Annotated in this window: 18 protein-coding genes; 9 read left to right on the forward strand and 9 right to left on the reverse strand. The window is 67.1% G+C overall.

Features of this window, described 5'->3' with window-relative positions:
- Positions 1-42: 42 nt before the first annotated feature.
- The 4 genes from ACTJI2_RS03690 to ACTJI2_RS03705 form a co-directional block, all read right to left on the reverse strand.
- Entirely contained in the window at positions 43-1,209 is a 1,167-nt protein-coding gene (locus tag ACTJI2_RS03690; protein WP_183643062.1) for an OprO/OprP family phosphate-selective porin, read from the reverse strand.
- A gap of 349 nt (positions 1,210-1,558) precedes the next feature.
- The gene (nth, locus tag ACTJI2_RS03695; protein ID WP_440841155.1) at positions 1,559-2,230 is read right to left on the reverse strand and encodes an endonuclease III; all 672 of its coding nucleotides are present in this window, start codon (positions 2,228-2,230) and stop codon (positions 1,559-1,561) included.
- A 27-nt stretch (positions 2,231-2,257) separates the two neighbouring features.
- Positions 2,258-2,632: a hypothetical protein gene (locus ACTJI2_RS03700; RefSeq protein ID WP_440841156.1), complete on the reverse strand. Its 375-nt coding sequence runs from the start codon at positions 2,630-2,632 to the stop codon at positions 2,258-2,260.
- A 7-nt stretch (positions 2,633-2,639) separates the two neighbouring features.
- Positions 2,640-3,422: an enoyl-CoA hydratase/isomerase family protein gene (locus ACTJI2_RS03705; protein WP_203321598.1), complete on the reverse strand. Its 783-nt coding sequence runs from the start codon at positions 3,420-3,422 to the stop codon at positions 2,640-2,642.
- A gap of 171 nt (positions 3,423-3,593) precedes the next feature.
- Here ACTJI2_RS03705 and ACTJI2_RS03710 point away from each other — a divergent pair, with 171 nt between their 5' ends.
- From ACTJI2_RS03710 to ACTJI2_RS03725, 4 genes are all read left to right on the forward strand, one after another.
- Positions 3,594-4,295 carry an FKBP-type peptidyl-prolyl cis-trans isomerase N-terminal domain-containing protein gene (locus tag ACTJI2_RS03710; RefSeq protein ID WP_141453518.1) on the forward strand — a complete coding sequence of 234 codons (702 nt, stop codon included), beginning with the start codon at positions 3,594-3,596 and terminating at the stop codon, positions 4,293-4,295.
- A 114-nt stretch (positions 4,296-4,409) separates the two neighbouring features.
- Entirely contained in the window at positions 4,410-5,210 is an 801-nt protein-coding gene (locus tag ACTJI2_RS03715) for a CoA pyrophosphatase (protein ID WP_440841157.1), read from the forward strand.
- On the forward strand, positions 5,210-6,064 hold the full coding sequence (locus ACTJI2_RS03720) for a sulfurtransferase (RefSeq protein WP_440841158.1): 855 nt from the start codon (positions 5,210-5,212) through the stop codon (positions 6,062-6,064). Before ACTJI2_RS03715 ends, ACTJI2_RS03720 begins: the two co-directional genes overlap by 1 nt.
- Before the next feature lie 111 nt (positions 6,065-6,175).
- Positions 6,176-7,513, forward strand: coding sequence for a substrate-binding domain-containing protein (locus ACTJI2_RS03725; RefSeq protein ID WP_440841159.1), 1,338 nt, complete (start codon positions 6,176-6,178; stop codon positions 7,511-7,513).
- A gap of 18 nt (positions 7,514-7,531) precedes the next feature.
- Here ACTJI2_RS03725 and ACTJI2_RS03730 read toward each other — a convergent pair whose 3' ends face one another.
- Both ACTJI2_RS03730 and ACTJI2_RS03735 read right to left on the reverse strand, forming a co-directional pair.
- Positions 7,532-7,834 (reverse strand): YciI-like protein, encoded by a 303-nt coding sequence (locus ACTJI2_RS03730; protein WP_440841160.1) that lies wholly within the window; start codon positions 7,832-7,834, stop codon positions 7,532-7,534.
- A 17-nt stretch (positions 7,835-7,851) separates the two neighbouring features.
- Positions 7,852-8,628 carry an enoyl-CoA hydratase/isomerase family protein gene (locus ACTJI2_RS03735; protein ID WP_183643039.1) on the reverse strand — a complete coding sequence of 259 codons (777 nt, stop codon included), beginning with the start codon at positions 8,626-8,628 and terminating at the stop codon, positions 7,852-7,854.
- A 38-nt stretch (positions 8,629-8,666) separates the two neighbouring features.
- On the opposite strand from ACTJI2_RS03735, the gene ACTJI2_RS03740 reads away from it, so the two are divergent.
- Entirely contained in the window at positions 8,667-9,113 is a 447-nt protein-coding gene (locus ACTJI2_RS03740; protein WP_192197553.1) for a copper chaperone PCu(A)C, read from the forward strand.
- A 141-nt stretch (positions 9,114-9,254) separates the two neighbouring features.
- Here ACTJI2_RS03740 and ACTJI2_RS03745 read toward each other — a convergent pair whose 3' ends face one another.
- Positions 9,255-9,674, reverse strand: coding sequence for an acyl-CoA thioesterase (locus tag ACTJI2_RS03745; protein ID WP_183643033.1), 420 nt, complete (start codon positions 9,672-9,674; stop codon positions 9,255-9,257).
- Complete coding sequence (gene uvrA / locus ACTJI2_RS03750; protein ID WP_440841161.1) at positions 9,671-12,595, reverse strand: excinuclease ABC subunit UvrA; 2,925 nt, start codon at positions 12,593-12,595, stop codon at positions 9,671-9,673. The genes ACTJI2_RS03745 and uvrA overlap by 4 nt, the downstream gene beginning before the upstream one ends.
- Positions 12,596-12,976: 381 nt before the next feature.
- Between uvrA and rplU the strand changes: the two genes are divergently transcribed.
- The 3 genes from rplU (at position 12,977) to obgE (ending at position 14,813) form a co-directional block, all read left to right on the forward strand.
- Positions 12,977-13,285: a 50S ribosomal protein L21 gene (gene rplU, locus ACTJI2_RS03755; RefSeq protein WP_141453509.1), complete on the forward strand. Its 309-nt coding sequence runs from the start codon at positions 12,977-12,979 to the stop codon at positions 13,283-13,285.
- Between the two features lie 12 nt (positions 13,286-13,297).
- The gene (rpmA, locus tag ACTJI2_RS03760; protein ID WP_183643025.1) at positions 13,298-13,558 is read left to right on the forward strand and encodes a 50S ribosomal protein L27; all 261 of its coding nucleotides are present in this window, start codon (positions 13,298-13,300) and stop codon (positions 13,556-13,558) included.
- Between the two features lie 202 nt (positions 13,559-13,760).
- Entirely contained in the window at positions 13,761-14,813 is a 1,053-nt protein-coding gene (gene obgE / locus ACTJI2_RS03765) for a GTPase ObgE (RefSeq protein WP_440841162.1), read from the forward strand.
- Positions 14,814-15,348: 535 nt separating this feature from the next.
- Here obgE and rpsT read toward each other — a convergent pair.
- Entirely contained in the window at positions 15,349-15,618 is a 270-nt protein-coding gene (gene rpsT, locus ACTJI2_RS03770; RefSeq protein ID WP_141453506.1) for a 30S ribosomal protein S20, read from the reverse strand.
- 110 nt (positions 15,619-15,728) lie between these two features.
- Between rpsT and murJ the strand changes: the two genes are divergently transcribed.
- Complete coding sequence (gene murJ, locus ACTJI2_RS03775; protein WP_440841163.1) at positions 15,729-17,342, forward strand: murein biosynthesis integral membrane protein MurJ; 1,614 nt, start codon at positions 15,729-15,731, stop codon at positions 17,340-17,342.
- The last annotated feature ends 10 nt before the right edge of the window (positions 17,343-17,352 follow it).

Raw genomic sequence — 17,352 nt, forward strand, 5'->3', positions numbered from 1 at the left:
TGCGCCGCGCCCTCCGCGAATCCCGTTCGGGATCGTTCCGGCTTACCAGTAGAACTGCAGGCGGGCTTCGACCACGTTCGGGTCGTCCTTCAGCACGCCCTTCTCCTGCTTGACCGCGACGTAGTTCAGCATGAACTTGAAGTTGGAGCGCCAGTACCAGTTCACGCCGGCGGTCCAGCTGTCCATCTCGCCGCCGACCACCGCGCCGTCCGTCAGATCGATGGTGTCGTAGCGCAGGCCCAACTGCCACATGCCCTTGGTCGGGTCGCTCGGCAGGCCGGTGGTCGGCACGCCGGCCTTGTAGCCCCAGGTCTCGCCGGTGATGTTCCACAGGCCCGACACGTAGAAGCCGTCGCCGCTGTAGTCGTCGAAGCTACCGTAGCGCTTGACGTCGGTCTTCATGTATTCGCCCTGCAGCTTGAACGGACCGTTCACCCACATGGCTTCGGCGCCGAGCACGCTGCTGCGGTCGCTGGCGCGCAGGCCGCTGCTGCCGGTGTCGACGAAGCGGGTCGGAACCATGTCGGCCATCGGACGGGCGCGCAGGCGGATCACGTCGCCATCGGTGTCCTTGTCGGTGTACGACAGGCCCAGGTGCAGGATGCTGCCGGCCTCGTTGATCGGCGCCCAGTAGCCGCGGGCCGAATAGCCGCCGCCATGTTCGCGGTTGCGGGTCAGTTCACGGCCGAAGAAGCTGGCGGTCACGCCCCAGTTGGCGTCGCCGATGTTGTACTGCAGGCCGAGGCGGCGCGGGGTGCCCAGCGAGTTGGTGATCGACGACTTGGAGATGAAGTCGTTGTTCTTGGTGCTGGACAGTTCTTCCAGGGTGGCGCCCGGCTGCTTGAACTGGCCGATCTGCAGGAAGTGGTTGGCGTTGCCGCCGATCTTGTACTTGACGTTGGCGTCCAGGAACTTGTCGTCCTTGGCGTCATAGCCCAGCACCCACTCGATGTTGCCCGGGCCCTTGCCCTTGAGCACCAGTTCGGCGCGGCGCAGTTCGTTCAAGTAGTCGTCGCCATCCAGATCCGAAGACGAATCGGCGCCGTAGTCGATGGTGTCGGTGTCGAACTTGTAGAAGTCCGCCTGGACCAGGCCTTCGAACGAGACTTCGGAACCGCCGATCACGTCGATCGGAATCTCGGCCTGGGCGGCAGGCGCCGCGACCGCGGCCAGCAGTGCGAGAGTCAGGGTGCTGCGGGAGAGTTTCATGGGTTAGCCCTTGGGGCAGGTGTGGAAGACGCTGCGCAGGCTAGTTGGTAAAAGTTGCGTTATTGTTACAACGCTGTCTTATTTCGTCGGGATGACAGTTTGATGGCGGTTGGGGGCCGGGATTCGGGATTCGGGATGATCGGCCGTGCGGCCGTTGAAAGCCGGGATTCGGTAAAGGCTCGGCTTTGCCTCCCCCTTTCATAGAATGGGGGACCGAGGGGGATTTGCTCCTGGCGCAGACAGCAGGCGCCCAACGTCGCCCGAGGCGCCTGTCAGCTTCCGATAGCCGTCATGCAGCTTGCCGCACACGGCAAGCCGTCGCCCTCGCGATGCACCGTTGCCTTCCCCCTCAATCCGCCATCGTCTTGTCCGGATAACGGCAGATATCGCGGATCACACATTGCGGGCAATCCGGCTTGCGCGCCTTGCAGACATAGCGGCCATGCAGGATCAGCCAGTGGTGGGCGTCGTGCAGGAATTCGGCCGGGACGGTCTTCAGCAGTCCATCCTCGACTTCGCGCACGTTCTTGCCCGGCGCCAGGCCGGTCCGGTTGGCGACGCGGAAGATATGGGTGTCCACCGCCATGGTCGGTTCGCCGAACGCGGTGTTCAGCACCACGTTGGCGGTCTTGCGGCCGACGCCGGGCAGGGCTTCCAGCGCTTCGCGCGAGCGCGGTACCTCGCCACCATACTGCTCGACCAGGATCCGGCAGGTGGCGATCACGTTCTTCGCCTTGGCGTTGTACAGGCCAATCGTCGAGATGTACTTCTTCAGCCCCTCTTCGCCGAGGGCCAGGATCTTTTCCGCGGTGTTGGCGACCGGGAACAGCCGCCGGGTGGCCTTGTTGACGCCCACGTCGGTGGCCTGCGCGGACAGGGTCACCGCCACCAGCAGCTCGAACGGCGTCTTGTATTCCAGTTCGGTGGTCGGCTTGGGATTGAGTTCGCGCAGGCGCGAGAACAGTTCCTGCACCTCGGCCTTGCTCAGGGTGCGGCTGCGGCGTTTACGGCGTTCTGTCATGCGTTCCAGGGGCTTGGTGTGCGGCGGCTAGGAACCGCTTTTTCCCGCCGCACGCGCCTTGGCGCGCGCCAGGATGGCGGCGGCGGAAGGGGGGAGTGACGGGCGGGGCGCCTGCGGCGCCGCCGGTGCCGGTGCGCGCCGGGCATCGCGTTCGGCGGCACGCCGGAGCAGCCGCGCCTGGCGCGCGCGATGGCGATCGCGCGCCTCCCATGCCGTGCGCAGCCGGCGCTGGGCATCCCAGATGGGTGCCAGCCGAGTGACGCACGCGCAGTCCGCGGAGCAGGGCGCGATGTCCATCAGTCCGGCGTCGATGGCGGCATCCAGGTCGTCCCGCGCCAGCAACGCCAGCAGGCTTTCCCCGCGCGCGGCCTGCCGGCAGATGGAGGAAGATGCCTCGCCCATGAAGGTTTCAGCGGCCGGCGAACTGCGGCTTGCGGCGTTCCAGGAACGCGCGGGTGCCTTCGCGCATGTCCTCGGTCGAGAACATCAGGCCGAACTGCGCCGATTCGTACTGCAGGCCTTCCTCGATCGCGCATTCGCCACCGACGTGGATGACGTCCAGGTTGCCGCGCAGGGCCAGCGGCGCGGCCTGCGCCAACTGTTCGGCCCATTGCGTGGTTTCGGCTTCCAGCGCGTCGGCGGCGACCACCTTGTTGACGATGCCCAACTGGTACGCGCGTTCGGCGTTGATGGGCGCGCCCAGCAGGCACAGTTCCAGCGTGGCCGCGCGGCCGGCCAGGCGCAGCAGCCGCTGGCTGCCGCCAAAACCGGGGATCAGGCCGAGATTGATTTCGGGCTGCCCGACCTTGGCGTTGTCCGAGGCGATGCGCAGGTGGCAGGCCATCGCCAGTTCCAGGCCGCCGCCCAGGGCGAACCCGTTAATCATCGCGATCACCGGCTTGGGCAGGGTTTCGATGCGCCGCATCAGGCGTTGGCCGCGCAGGGAGAAGTCGCGCCCCTCGACCGCGCTCAGGGCGGACATCTCGGCGATGTCCGCGCCGGCCACGAACGCCTTGGGGCCGGCGCCGGTCAGGACCACCACCCGTACCGCCGGGTCCGCCGCCGCCGCTTCGAAGGCCACGAGCAGGGCGTCCAGGGTGGCCGCGTTGAGCGCGTTCAGTTTGTCCGGCCGGTTGACGGTGATGCGCCGGATGGCGCCCTGGTCGGTGACGGAAACGGGGGTGTCGGACATGCGCGGGAATCCCGGTAAATTCGTGAATTTTAAGTGAAATTGAACTCTTGGGCCGCCCCGTCGGTCGTAGCCGGCGGTTGTCAGTGGCGGTTAAGCGCCCTGGCCGCTATCCTAGCGCGTCCATTCGAGGCGGTACGTCCGCCCTGTACCACCACCCTGGAGAAATCGTTGATGAAGTTGCGTTCGTTAGTGGTCGCTGTCGCGGCATTCGCCATGGCCGGTAGCGCCCTGGCTCAGGACACCACGTCCGAGAAAGGCAAGTTGAGCTATTACTTCGGCTACGACTACGGCAACAACCTGGCGGAACTGACCGGTCGCGGCGAGCAGCTCGACATCAACACCGTCATCAAGGGCCTCCAGGATGCGTATGCCAAGAAGCAGCCGGCGCTGACCGCCGATCAGCTCAAGCCCGCGCTGGAAGCGTTCCAGAAGCGCGAGCAGCAGCGTGCGCAGACGGCCAAGGCCGAGTACGACAAGGTCGCGGCGGAAAACAAGACCAAGAGCGATCAGTTCCTGGCCCAGAACAAGGCCAAGGCTGGCGTGCAGTCGCTGCCCAGCGGCGTGCAGTACCGCGTGATCGAAGCCGGCGCCGGCGCCAAGCCGACCCAGGCGAGCACGGTCAGCCTGGAAGTCGCCGGTCCGTATCCGTTCGGCCAGAAGCCGGCCGAGGCGCGTCCCGCCCAGCAGATGCCGAACGTGAAGGTCAGCGAGATCGAAATGCAGGCCATGCGCGAAGTGCTGCTGCAGATGCCGTCGGGCGCCAAGTGGGAAGTCGCGCTGCCGCCGGACAAGGCCTACGGCGCGGATCCGCGCACGGGCTTCCCGCCGAACGTGGCGGTGGTGTTCGAAATCAAGCTGCTCAGCACCAAGTAATTCCAGCAGTCGATTTTTCCCAGCAGTCCCGCTACGCCGGCCCCAGGCCGGCGTAGTGCGTTTTGCGCGGCACGGGCGCGGTTTTCGCGCTAGGCTGCGCAGGTATGAAGGTTCATGAATTCCGCTTTTCGCGCCGTGCTTAGCCCGTGCATCGGCGTCTGTACCCTGGGTGATGACGGGCTGTGCGAAGGCTGTCTGCGCACGACCGCCGAGATCGCCCGCTGGTCCCGAATGAACGATGACGAACGCCTGCGTCTGATGGAAACGGTGCTGCCCGCGCGTGAGCAGGGCAAGCTGCCGTTCGAGCAGCGCCTGCCCGAGGCCGCGCGCCTGCATCACGTGCTGCATCCGCTGGACCACATACCGACCGCGCGCGGCTGGAACCACGAGGAACTGCTGGACCTGTTGCCGCCGGGCGAACCGGCGGAAGCCGCGGTACTGGCCGGCCTGGTGCCGCGCCCGCAGGGCACGCAGGTGATCCTGACCAAGCGGACCGATGGCCTGCGCCACCATGCCGGGCAGGTGAGCTTTCCCGGGGGGCGCATCGAGGCGGCAGACGCGGGCGTGGTTGCCGCCGCGCTGCGCGAGACCTGGGAGGAACTGGCCATTCCCGCCAGCCAGATCGCGCCGCTGGGTTTCCTGGATCCCTTCACGACGATCAGCGGTTTCCGGGTGGTGCCGGTGGTCGCGGTGATCGATCCGGCCTACATCGCCACCCCGGAACCGGGCGAGGTGGCGGACGTGTTCGAAGTACCGCTCGATTACCTGATGGCGCCGGCCAACCTGCGTCGGGTGGAAGTGGACTATCGCGGCCGTCGCCGTGCGGTGCTGGAGTACGGTTGGCCCGGCCAGCGCATCTGGGGCGCCACCGCCGCGATCCTGTACAACCTGAGGCAAAGACTGGAGGGCGCGTGATGCACTGGACGACGCTGGTGGACGTGGATGCGTTGGCCGCGGCGCTGGACGATCCCGGCCTGCGGATCGTCGACGTGCGCTTTGCCCTGATGGATCCCGGCGCCGGTCGAACGGCGTACGCGGAGTCGCATCTGCCAGGCGCGGTGCATGCCGATCTAAACGAAGATCTGTCCGATCTGTCGCGTTCCGGCCTGGGCCGGCATCCGCTGCCGGAAGATGCCGCTTTTGCCCGACGCCTCGGCGAGTGGGGCATCGGGCCCCAACATCAGGCCGTGGTGTACGACGCCGGTGACGGCAGCATGGCCGCCGCGCGGCTGTGGTGGATGCTGAGGCTGCTGGGCCACCGTCAGGTGGCGGTGCTCGATGGCGGCCTCGCCGCGTGGCGCGCGCGCGGCTTGCCGGAGACCGAGGAACCACACCGGATCAACGCCCTCCCGGCGTATCCCGCCGGATTCGATGCGCGGCTCATCGCCGACGCCGACGAAGTGCGCCGGCGCCTCGACGAGGACAGCGGCTGGTTGTTCGACGCCCGCGCGCCCGAGCGTTTCCGTGGCGAGGTCGAGCCCATCGATCCGGTGGCCGGCCACGTGCCCGGCGCGCTCAATCGTCCTTTCGGTGCCAACCTGCGTGACGGCAAGTTCAAACCCGCCGCGGAACTGCATGCCGAACTGGCGCCGATGCTGGCCGGAAGGCGGCCGGAAGACCTGGTGCTCATGTGTGGTTCCGGCGTGACCGCCTGCCACCTGCTGCTGGCGTTCGAACACGCCGGCCTGTCGGGCGCGCGCGTTTACGCGGGTTCCTGGAGCGGCTGGATCGCCGATCCGGCGCGTCCGGTCGAACGCGGCGCGCACTGACGCCGCTGCCGGCATCATCCCGGCGTCATCGTTCCCTCCGAAGTCGCGTTCACCGTCATCGCCCTGTAACCGGACGCGGTCACTCTGCCGCGCTTCACAGGGGGATGATCGATGCTGCACCGTTTGCCGCGCGTCGCACTGGCGATGTGCCTGTTGTTGCCGGCCTGTCTGCCGGCGTCCGCGCAGGATGATGGCTCCGCCGAGCGTCTGCGCATCCATGGCTCCAATACGCTGGGCGACGCGCTGGTCCCGGCGATGGTCGAATCCTGGCTGCATCACATCGGCTATACCGGAATCCGCCGCAAGGCGGTTTCCGCGCAGCAGACCGAGATCCGCGCGACCCGCGACGGGATGCCGCTGATCGTGGAGATCGGCAAGCGCGGCTCGGCGACGGGGTTCAGCGACCTGGTCGAGGGGAACGCCGAGATCGCGATGCTGGCGCGCGCGCCGGACGCGGCGGAACGCGAGGCCGCCTGGCAATTGGGGGACCTCGAATCGCCGGAGCAGGAATTCGTCGTCGCCGTCGACGGCCTGGCGGTGGTGGTCAATGAGCGGAATCCGGTCCGCCGCCTGTCGGTCGCGCAGTTGCGCGAGCTGGTCACCGGTCGCATCGGCGACTGGTACGGGCTCGGGGGACGCAACGCGCCGATCCACCTGCATCTGGCGCGCGCGCCCAGCGGCAACCGCGATTTCCTGCGCGAGCGTGTGCTGGGGGCGGCGCCGGCGGCCGCGAACGCGCAGACGCATGCGACCCTGGCGCAGGCCGCGCGCGCGGTCGCGGCGGATCCGGATGCGGTCGCGGTGGTCGGGGTGGCCAGCGCGATCCCGCGCGGCACCCGCACGCTCGCCATCGCCGATGGCGGCCTGGCCATCCTGCCGACCCGGATCAACGTGATGAGCGAGGACTATCCGCTGGTGCGGCGCTACCGGCTCTACGGGGGGCCGCTGATGTCGGCGCTGGGTCGCAGCTTCGCCCAGTACAGCGTCGGCCGCGAAGGGCAGAAGGCGGTGGAACGGGCGGGATTCCTGGCGATGACGCTGCGCCCGGCAAGCCAGCCGCGCGCGCCGGATGCCGCGCAACCCTACGGGCAGGCGGTGGCCGGCACCGAGCGCCTGCCGCTGAGCCTGCGCTTCAACGCGGCGTCGCTGACCACGTTCTTCGACAGCCGGGGTGCGAATGATCTGGAACGCCTGATCGCCTACATGCGGCTACCGCAGAACCAGGGACGCCAGGTCACGGTGGTGGGCTTCTCGCACGACGACGGCAGCAACCGCCTGATCGCCACCGTGCGCAGCAACCAGCATGCCGACACGGTGGCCGACCATCTGGTCAAGCAGGGCATTCCGGTACAGCGCTCCATCGGCATGGGCGCCACCCGCGCACTGGGCGGCGGCGCCGACGCCGGCACGCGCTATCGAAACGAGCGCGTGGAAGTGTGGGTGAGATGAGGCAACCGATGACCCGGCTCAACGGGGCCGGGTCGGCTCGGTCGCCTCGATGCCCACCACGGTGTGCCAGCGACGGATGCGCCATCGCGTGACGATGCCGTTGCGGACATAGGGATCGGCGGCAACGAACGCTTCCACCGGCGCGGACGAGTCGCAGCGGAACACCATCACCGCCATGTCCAGTGGATCGTCGACCGCGCCGCCCAACTGCATTTCCCCGCGCGCCTGGGATTCCCAGGCCAGGCGCAAATGCTCGTCGCGGAACTGCCCGCGCCGCTGCGCATAGTCGGGCGCGTAGTCGTAACAGAGCAGGAAATGCATGGGCGCCTCGCGCGGCCTTACTTCTTCAGCTTGTCCACCAGCGCCTTCAGCGCGGTCTGGGTGTCGGGCGCGTCCCAGGCGTCGATGAAGCGGTCCAGCTGGATGAACTCCGGCGACATCGCTTCCACCACGTCGCGGCGGGCGATGGCACGGGTCTGCAGCATCGGGTGGTGGGGCAGGCGCAGCAGGTTCTCCAGCCAGGCCAGCGCACGCGCATCGACCTGCTCCTGATCGGCCAGTTCGTCCACCAGCCCCAGTTCCAGCGCACGCTCGGCCGGCACCATCTCGCCGGCCACCAGCAGGCGTTCGGCGCGATGCGGGCCGACCAGTCGCCGCATCAGCCGCTGGATGCCTTCCGGCGCGACCAGGCCGACCTGGGTTTCGTTGAGGCCGATGCCGAAGGGACGCGCGGGATCCACGCTGCGGGCCATCACCCGGTAGTCGCAGCACAGCGCCAGCACGCAGCCGCCCGCGGGCGCGTGACCGCCGATGGCCGCCACCACCGGCACCCGCGAATCGGCCAGCGCACGCGCCGCGCCGAAGAACGCCTGCCAGGCGTCCATCAGCGCATGCCGGTTCTCGCCCAGCGACAGCAGGTAGGGCACGTCCATGCCGGCGGAGAAGATCTTCGGATTGCCGGCCAGCACGATGCCGCGCACGCCATCGCCCACCGCCGTGTCCACCGCGTGGATCAGGGCGCGGCACAGTTCGGTGTTGAGGGCATTGACCGGCGGACGCGCCAGCCGGATCTCGCGGACGCTGCCATGGTCCCGGGTTTCAATCAACGAGGACATTCATCTGCTCCAAGGGCGTGTGGGCCTATGATAGGCGCATGAATCGCCGCCTTGTATCCGCTCTCGTCCCCGTCGCGCTGCTGGCCGGCAGCGTCTCCGCCCATGCCGCCGAGTGCCTGCCCACGGCCCGCCAGGCGTGGATACGGCTGCCGCCATCGCCGGCCATGCCGATGATGGCCGGCTTTCTCCGCATCGATAACACTTGCGCCAAGGCGGTGGAAGTCGCCGGCGCCGACAGCCTGGCCTTCGCCGAGGTGTCGCTGCATGAATCGCGGCAGGTCGATGGCGTCAACAAGATGCGCGAACTGGAAACCCTGCCGGTCGCCGCCGGCAAATCGGTCGAGTTCAAGCCCGGTGGCCTGCACCTGATGCTGTACAAGCCCTACGCCCCGGTGAAGGAAGGCGACAAGCCGGTGATCACGCTCAAGCTGAAGGACGGCCGCAGCCTGCCGGTGACCTTCGAGGTGCGCAGGACGGCGCCGTAGCGCCATGTGTTCTTGGTGGGTAGGAGCGACGTCAGTCGCGACCGTCTGTTTCAGCGGCGTGATTCCCTGCTCCAGGCCTGCTAACCGAGCACTCGGCGATCCAGGTCGCGACTTACGTCGCTCCTACAGTTCCGGTGCCAATCAAACGGACGCGTTGCGCACGGCGTCCGGTAGCGGCGCGCTCTTGCCGGTGTGGGTGTCCATCCACACCACCACCACGTTGCCGTCGCAGTACAGCACGCCATTCTGGTCGACGATGCGATGGCCGATGGTGACGCTGCTGGTGCCCAGCCGATCCACGTACAGTTCAACCAGGATGTCGTTCGGCCAGGTCAACGGACGGCGGTAGTTGATGTTGTTGGCGGCGACCACGGGCGCGATGCGATCGGTCATCGAGACGCCCGGAATGTCGAGGATCCAGCGTACGCGCGCTTCTTCCAGATAGGACACGTACTTGGCGTTGTTGACGTGACCCATGCTGTCCATGTCGCGCCAGCGCACGCTGATCGGAATCGCCGCTAGCATCTTGCGGTCGGGGGAACTCTCGGGCGTCGAGGTCATTTGGCTTTCACCGCTTTCTTTTTCTTCTCGGACTTGCGCGGCGGCAGCACGTCGGGCTTGGCGACCGCGGCCGGCTTGCTGGCCTTGGGTGCCTTGCTGGCCGGCAGCAGCTTGGCCAGGAATCGGCCGGTATGCGAATCCGGATGCGCGGCGATGTCTTCCGGCGTGCCGCTGGCGAGGATGCGTCCCCCGCGATGGCCGCCCTCCGGACCCAGATCCACCACCCAGTCGGCGGTCTTGATCACGTCCAGGTTGTGCTCAATGACGACGATGGTGTTGCCCTCGTCGCGCAGCTTGTGCAGCACCGCCAGCAGGTGTTCGATGTCGTGGAAGTGCAGGCCAGTGGTCGGCTCGTCCAGGATGTACAGGGTACGGCCGGTATCGCGGCGCGACAGTTCCTTGGACAGCTTCACGCGCTGCGCCTCGCCGCCGGACAGCGTGGTCGCGCTCTGGCCCAGCTTGATGTAGCTCAGGCCCACGTCCATCAGCGTTTCCAGCTTGCGGGCAATCGCCGGCACCGGCTCGAACAGCTTCAATGCGTCCTCGACGGTCATCTCCAGCACGTCGTTGATGTTGAAGCCCTTGTAGAGAATTTCCAGCGTTTCGCGGTTGTAGCGCTTGCCGTGGCAGACGTCGCAGGGCACGTACACGTCCGGCAGGAAGTGCATCTCGACCTTGATCAGGCCGTCGCCCTGGCAGGCTTCACAGCGGCCGCCGCGCACGTTGAAGCTGAAACGGCCCGGCGAGTAACCGCGCGCGCGCGCTTCCGGCACCTGCGCGTAAAGCTCGCGCAGCGGCGTGAACAGGCCGGTGTAGGTGGCCGGGTTGGAGCGCGGGGTGCGGCCGATCGGCGACTGGTCGATGTCGACCACCTTGTCGAACAGGTCCAGGCCGACCACATCGCGGTACGGCGCCGGCTTGTGCGAGGCGCCGTTGATTTCATTGGCGGCCAGCGCGTACAGGGTGTCGTTGATCAGGGTGGACTTGCCGGAACCGGACACGCCGGTAACGCAGGTGAACAGGCCCGAGGCGATGTCCAGGTCCACGTCCTTCAGGTTGTTCCCGCTGGCACCGCGCAGATGCAGCATCATCTTCGGATTGGCCTTGTGGCGCGCCTTGGGCACCTCGATGCTGCGCTTGCCGGACAGGTACTGGCCGGTCAGCGAGCGCGGTGCCTTGAGGATGTCCTGCAGGCTGCCTTCGCCGACGATCTCGCCGCCATGCACGCCCGCGCCGGGCCCGATGTCCAGCACGTAATCGGCCGCGCGGATGGCGTCCTCGTCGTGCTCGACCACGATCACCGTGTTGCCGAGATCGCGCAGGCGGGTGAGCGTGCCGAGCAGACGTTCGTTGTCGCGCTGGTGCAGGCCGATGCTGGGCTCGTCCAGCACGTACATCACGCCGACCAGGCCGGCGCCGATCTGCGAGGCCAGGCGGATGCGCTGCGCCTCGCCGCCGGACAGGGTGTCGGCCTTGCGTTCCAGGGTCAGGTAATCCAGGCCGACGTCGACCAGGAAGCCCAGCCGCTCGCCGATTTCCTTGACGATCTTGGCGGCGATCTCGCCGCGCCAGCCGGGCAGGGCCAGGCCGCGGAAGAACGACAGCGCCTCGTCCACCGGCATCACCACCAGCGCCGGCAACGGCCGATCGGCGACGAACACGTTGCGCGCGGCCTTGTTCAGGCGCGCGCCGCCGCAGTCGGGACATGGCTGTTCGCTGATGTACTTGGCCAGTTCCTCGCGCACCGCCGGCGATTCGGTCTCACGGTAGCGGCGCTCCAGGTTCGGCACGATGCCTTCGAAACGATGCTTGCGCTGGGTGCGGCCGCCGGATTCGGTGAGGTAGGTGAAGGTGATGACTTCCTCGCCGCTGCCGTACAGCACCGCCTGGCGGGCCTTCTCCGACAGCGACTGCCACGGCGCGTCCACGTCGAAGCGGTAATGCTTGGCGAGCGAGGCGATCAGCTGGAAGTAATAAGCGTTGCGGCGATCCCAACCGCGAACCGCGCCAGCGGCCAGCGACAGTTCCGGATGCACCACCACCCGCGACGGATCGAAGAATTGGGCCACGCCCAGACCGTCGCAGGTCGGGCAGGCGCCGACCGGCGAGTTGAACGAGAACAGGCGCGGTTCCAGTTCCGGCAGCGAGTAGTCGCAGACCGGACAGGAGTACTTGGACGAGAACAGCAGCGGATCGGTTTCCGGCTTGTCCAGCGACATCACCGAAGCCATGCCGTCGCCCAGCTTCAGCGCGGTCTCGAAGCTCTCGGCCAGGCGCTGCTTGATGTCCTCGCGGGGACGGAAGCGATCGATCACCGCCTCGATGGTGTGCTTCTGGCGCAGCGCCAGCGGCGGAACCGCGTCGATTTCATGCAACTGGCCGTCCACCCGCACGCGCACGAAACCCTGCGCGCGCAGCTGGTCGAACACCTGCGCATGCTCGCCCTTGCGCTCGCGGATGACCGGCGCCAGCAGCATGTAGCGCTGCTCGCCGTCCAGGCCCAAGACCTGGTCGACCATCTGGCTGACCGTCTGCGCCTCCAGCGGGTAGCCGTGGTCCGGGCAGCGCGGGGTGCCGACGCGGGCGTACAGCAGGCGCAGGTAGTCGTAGATCTCGGTGATGGTGCCGACCGTCGAGCGCGGGTTGTGCGAGGTCGACTTCTGCTCGATGGAGATCGCCGGCGACAGACCCTCGATGTGGTCCACGTCCGGCTTTTCCATCACCGACAGGAACTGCCGGGCGTAGGCGGACAGCGACTCGACGTAGCGGCGCTGGCCTTCGGCGTAGATGGTGTCGAACGCCAGCGAGGACTTGCCCGAGCCGGACAGCCCGGTGATGACAATCAGCTTGTCCCGGGGCAGGTCGAGGTCGATGTTCTTGAGATTGTGGGTGCGTGCGCCGCGGATGCGGATGCTGTCCATGCCGTGGGGTGGCCTGTTCAGAAGGGAGGGAAGGGCTCCGGATCCGCCGGCGCGACCCGGTCGCGCCAGCGAATCGCCCAGCGTAGCGATTCCGGTATTTGGGGGCAAATCGCCGCCAGCAAAGGCCCGGCAGCGGACGCCGAGGGCACCCGCTGCGCTCCCGTTCACGCCGTTGCCGGCCCGGCTGGCGGGCCCTTCCGGGCAGTGGAACCCGGTGGCGTCTCAGGGCCTGCGACCCGGGCACGCCGGGCCACGGAGCCACCGGGCGGGCGGGAAGGGGGGTGACTTGACCCTAAGCTGCTGAAAGCCCTACAATTCCGCTTCTGACCGCCCTCGATGGTGGTCGGGTTCAAGAGAATAACTACAGAAGAGGATTCACCAATGTACGCAGTTCTGGTCACTGGCGGTAAGCAATACCGCGTGATGAAGGGCGAGACTCTGCGCGTCGAGAAGCTCGATGCGGAAGCCGGTAAGGAAGTCACGTTCGACAACATCCTGATGCTGGGCGACGGCGAAAGCGTCACCCTGGGCGACGCGCTGAAGAGCGCGAGCGTCTCGGCCAAGATCGTCGGCCACGGCCGCGCCGACAAGGTCCGCATCATCAAGTTCCGCCGCCGCAAGCACCACATGAAGCGCCAGGGTCACCGGCAGCATTACACCGAAATCGAAATCACCGGCATCAACAAGTAAGGAGAATCAGTCATGGCACATAAAAAGGGCGTAGGCTCATCGCGCAACGGCCGCGACTCCAATCCGAAGATGCTGGGCGTGAAGGTCTATGGTGGCCAGGCGATCGACGCCGGCAACATCATCGTCCGTCAGCGTGGCACCCAGTTCCATCCGGGTTCGGGCGTCGGCCTGGGTCGCGATCACACGCTGTTCGCGCTGGTTGATGGCAAGGTCGAGTTCTCGATCAAGGGCCCGAAGAAGCGCCGCACCGTCAGCGTGGTCACGGAAGCCTGAGGCTCCGCGCACACGTAGCGAAGGGCCCCGCCGCGTGCGGGGCTTTTCGTTTTGAAAGCCGGTAACAGGGAATCGAGAATCGGGAATGGGGGGAAGCGAAAGCACCCCGTGAGTTCCGCGGTCTGGCCGTGAGTCCGATAGATTCTCCAGCCCCCATGCCGGCTTTCGATTCTCCATTCCCCATTCCCGATTCCCGGCAATTATGAAACTCGTAGACGAAGCGGAAATCCAGGTCATCGCCGGTAACGGCGGCAACGGTTGCATCGGCTTCCGGCGCGAGAAGTTCATCCCGCTGGGTGGGCCGGACGGTGGCGACGGCGGTAGCGGCGGCAGCGTGTGGCTGGTTGCCGACGAGAACCTCAACACCCTGGTGGATTTTCGCCACGAGAAGAACTTCCGCGCCCAGCGCGGCGAGAACGGCATGGGTCGGCAGATGTACGGCAAGGCCGGCGAGGATCTGACCATCACCGTGCCGGTCGGCACCGTGATCACCAACGTCGAGACCGACGAGGTCATCGGCGACCTGACCCGCCACGGGGATCGCCTGCTGGTCGCCAAGGGCGGCAAGGGCGGCCTGGGCAACATGCATTTCAAGAGTTCGGTGACCCGCGCTCCACGCAAGGCCACGCCGGGCGAAGAGGGCGAGCAGCGCCTGCTGAAGCTGGAGTTGAAGCTGCTGGCCGACGTCGGCCTGCTGGGCTTCCCCAACGCCGGCAAGAGCACCTTCATCCGCGCGGTCTCGGCGGCCACTCCGAAGGTCGCCGACTATCCGTTCACCACCCTCTATCCGAACCTGGGCGTGGTCAGCGTCGAGGCGCATCGCAGCTTCGTCATCGCCGACATTCCCGGTTTGATCGAGGGTGCCGCCGCCGGCGCCGGCCTGGGCGCGCAGTTCCTGCGCCACCTGCAGCGCACCCGCCTGCTGCTGCACCTGGTGGACATGGCGCCGATGGAAGGCGGGGTGGAAGGCATCGCCCCGGCCGAACAGGTCCGTGCCATCGAGCAGGAACTGATGAAGCATGATCCGGAATTGCTGGATAAGCCGCGCTGGCTGGTGCTCAACAAGGCCGACCTGATGTTCGAGGACGAAGCCCGCGAGCGCGCCGAGCAGATCGTGGCGGAACTGGACTGGATGCACCCCTGGTACCAGATTTCCGCGATTTCGCGCGAGGGCACCTGGCCGATCATGCAGGACGTGATGGCGTTCTTCGACCGCCAACGCGAAGAGGCCGAAGAGGCCCGGAATGCGGGCTGAGGCAGCGCCTCCTCGACACCGCGCCTTGCCTCTTCCCCCGCATGCGGGGGAAGGCCGGAATGGGGGCAAGCCGGAACCCGTGGCAGGCGTCCAGCCAGCCATATTTCGAGTGAGGAAGGCGCGGGATGCTCGCAGGGTTTCGTCGGCACGAAGCGAGCCGACTCCGTTCCGCCCCCACCCCAGCCCTCCCCCGCAAGCGGGGGAGGGAGCAGATTCTTCTGGCGCAACCGTCAGCACCAGGAGGCCCGGAATGCGGGCTAAGGCAACTGCTCCGATGCTCTTCGTTTCGCTCCTTCCCCCGCGTGGGGGGGAAGGCCGGGATGGGGGCAAGCCGGACCCCGCGACAGGCGTCCAGCCAACCACATTTCGAGTGAGGAAGGCTCGGGATGCTCGCAGGTTTTCTTGTGCACGAAGCGAGCCGATTCCGTTCCGCCCCCACTCCAACCCTCCCCTGCAAGCGGGGGAGGGGGCTGGATTCCGGGCAACAAAAAACCCGGCCGGAGCCGGGTTTTTTTGCTTTCCCGTGGACGCCTGGTCAGGCGGCCTGGAGCGCCTTGATGCGGGCGGTCAGGCGGCTCTTGTGGCGGGCAGCCTTGTTCTTGTGGATCAGGCCGCGCGAGCTGTAGCGATCCAGGATCGGCTGGGCGACGGCGAAAGCGGCCTGCGCGCCGGCGGCGTCGTTGGCGTCAAGCGCCTTGAGCACTTTCTTGACGGCGGTGCGCAGCATGGAGCGCTGGGCAGAGTTGCGCGCGTTGCGCACGACGGTCTGCTTGGCGCGCTTCTTGGCGGACTTGATATTGGCCACGATGGGTTCCTGAAAGCTGGGATAATGGGGTTACGGGAAAATAGACAAAAAAGTATGGACTATTCAGCAGCTTGCGTCAACCTGGGTCAACAGGCAGGGGAGGCCGCCCGATGAGCGGCAACCGGCTCCTGCGCTCCAGCGCCATTTTCAGCGCCATGACCTTCCTGTCCCGCCTGTCGGGGCTCGTTCGGGACCAGGTCTACGCCTATGTTTTCGGCGCCACCGCCGCCATGGACGTGTTCTTCGTTGCGTTCAGGATTCCCAATTTCATGCGCCGGCTTTCGGCCGAAGGCTCGTTCTCGATGGCCTTCGTGCCTGTCCTGGCCGAGTACAAGGAAAAGCACAGCCCGGAGGAGGTCAGGGAACTGATTGACCGGGTCACCGGCACCCTGACCGCCGCGTTGCTGGTGGTGACCGCGGTGGTGTTCCTGTTCGCTCCCCAGCTGGCCTTCATGATCGCGTCCAAATACACGGGCGCGCACCACGACATGCTGACCGAGATGCTGCGCATTACCTTCCCGTATGCGCTGTTCATCTCGCTGGCCTCTTTGGTGGGAAGCATCCTCAACAGCTACCAGCGTTTCGCGATTCCGGCGCTGTCGCCGATCCTGCTGAACCTGTCGATGATCGCGGCGGCGTTCTGGCTGGCGCCGTTGATGGGCGGTTCGGTGATGGCGCTGGCCTGGGGCGTGTTCATCGCCGGCATCCTGCAACTGGTTTTCCAGTTGCCCGCGCTGGCGAAGCTGGGCCTGCTGCCGCGCCCGAAGCTGGGTCTGGCCCATGCGGGCGTGCGCAGGATCATGACGCTGATGGTGCCGACCCTGTTCGGCTCCTCGGTGGTGCAGTTCAACCTGCTGTTCAACACCTGGGCGGCGGCGTTCCTGCTGAGCGGCAGCGTCAGCTGGCTGTACTACAGCGATCGCCTGCTGGAGTTCCCGCTGGGCATGTTCGGCGTGGCGATCGGCACGGTGATCCTGCCGCACCTGTCCAGCCGCCACGCCGCCACGGATCCGGAAGGCTTCTCCAAGGGCCTGGACTGGGGCTTCCGGCTGTGCCTGCTGATCGGCGTGCCGGCCTGCATCGGCCTGGTCCTGTGCGCCGGGCCGCTGATGGCGACGCTGTTCCAGTACCACAAGTTCACCGCGTTCCACGCGCAGATGAGCAGCTGGAGCCTGATGGCGCAGTCCACCGCGGTGCCGGCGTTCCTGCTGGTCAAGGTGCTGGCGCCGGCCTTCTACTCGCGCCAGGACACCCGCACGCCGGTGAAGTCGGCGGTGGTGTCGGTAGTGGTGAACGCGATCGCGACGATCCTGCTGTTCGCCGGCCTGCTGCAGTTCACCGATGTCGGCCAGGCCGCCCTGGTCAAGGCCGACGGCCAGTACCTGGACGCGCTGGCGCATATCCCGGGCGCGCACGCCCTGCTGGCGCTGGCCATCGCCATCGCCGGCTGGACCAACGCGGTGCAGCTGGCGTGGTACCTGCGCCGGGCCGGGGTCTACCGGCGCCAGCCGGGCTGGGGCCGGTTCCTGCGCCAGATCGGCCTGGCCTCGCTGGCGATGACCGTGGTGCTGCTGGCGCTGCGCTGGGTCTGGCCCGACTGGTCCCACTGGGCCTGGTGGGAACGTGGCTGGCGGCTGGCGGTACTGGTGGGCAGTGGTGGAGCCCTGTATGGCGCGCTGCTGTGGCTGCAGGGCATCCGTCCGCGCGATCTGCGAGGGCATTGAGACCGGACAG

This window comes from Pseudoxanthomonas sp. 22568, from assembly GCF_052044485.1.
Lineage (GTDB): Bacteria > Pseudomonadota > Gammaproteobacteria > Xanthomonadales > Xanthomonadaceae > Pseudoxanthomonas_A > Pseudoxanthomonas_A beigongshangi.

What these genes read in the sequence shown, in the direction of transcription:
- ACTJI2_RS03720 (WP_440841158.1), top strand. Translation starts at nt 5,210, where the DNA reads ATGCACTGGACGACGCTGGTGGACGTGGATGCGTTGGCCGCGGCGCTG.
- ACTJI2_RS03735 (WP_183643039.1), bottom strand. Translation starts at nt 8,628, where the DNA reads ATGTCCTCGTTGATTGAAACCCGGGACCATGGCAGCGTCCGCGAGATC.
- ACTJI2_RS03710 (WP_141453518.1), top strand. Translation starts at nt 3,594, where the DNA reads ATGAAGTTGCGTTCGTTAGTGGTCGCTGTCGCGGCATTCGCCATGGCC.
- ACTJI2_RS03730 (WP_440841160.1), bottom strand. Translation starts at nt 7,834, where the DNA reads ATGCATTTCCTGCTCTGTTACGACTACGCGCCCGACTATGCGCAGCGG.
- ACTJI2_RS03745 (WP_183643033.1), bottom strand. Translation starts at nt 9,674, where the DNA reads ATGACCTCGACGCCCGAGAGTTCCCCCGACCGCAAGATGCTAGCGGCG.
- murJ (WP_440841163.1), top strand. Translation starts at nt 15,729, where the DNA reads ATGAGCGGCAACCGGCTCCTGCGCTCCAGCGCCATTTTCAGCGCCATG.
- ACTJI2_RS03700 (WP_440841156.1), bottom strand. Translation starts at nt 2,632, where the DNA reads ATGGGCGAGGCATCTTCCTCCATCTGCCGGCAGGCCGCGCGCGGGGAA.
- ACTJI2_RS03725 (WP_440841159.1), top strand. Translation starts at nt 6,176, where the DNA reads ATGCTGCACCGTTTGCCGCGCGTCGCACTGGCGATGTGCCTGTTGTTG.
- ACTJI2_RS03705 (WP_203321598.1), bottom strand. Translation starts at nt 3,422, where the DNA reads ATGTCCGACACCCCCGTTTCCGTCACCGACCAGGGCGCCATCCGGCGC.
- uvrA (WP_440841161.1), bottom strand. Translation starts at nt 12,595, where the DNA reads ATGGACAGCATCCGCATCCGCGGCGCACGCACCCACAATCTCAAGAAC.
- obgE (WP_440841162.1), top strand. Translation starts at nt 13,761, where the DNA reads ATGAAACTCGTAGACGAAGCGGAAATCCAGGTCATCGCCGGTAACGGC.
- rplU (WP_141453509.1), top strand. Translation starts at nt 12,977, where the DNA reads ATGTACGCAGTTCTGGTCACTGGCGGTAAGCAATACCGCGTGATGAAG.
- ACTJI2_RS03715 (WP_440841157.1), top strand. Translation starts at nt 4,410, where the DNA reads ATGAATTCCGCTTTTCGCGCCGTGCTTAGCCCGTGCATCGGCGTCTGT.
- ACTJI2_RS03740 (WP_192197553.1), top strand. Translation starts at nt 8,667, where the DNA reads ATGAATCGCCGCCTTGTATCCGCTCTCGTCCCCGTCGCGCTGCTGGCC.
- nth (WP_440841155.1), bottom strand. Translation starts at nt 2,230, where the DNA reads ATGACAGAACGCCGTAAACGCCGCAGCCGCACCCTGAGCAAGGCCGAG.
- rpmA (WP_183643025.1), top strand. Translation starts at nt 13,298, where the DNA reads ATGGCACATAAAAAGGGCGTAGGCTCATCGCGCAACGGCCGCGACTCC.
- ACTJI2_RS03690 (WP_183643062.1), bottom strand. Translation starts at nt 1,209, where the DNA reads ATGAAACTCTCCCGCAGCACCCTGACTCTCGCACTGCTGGCCGCGGTC.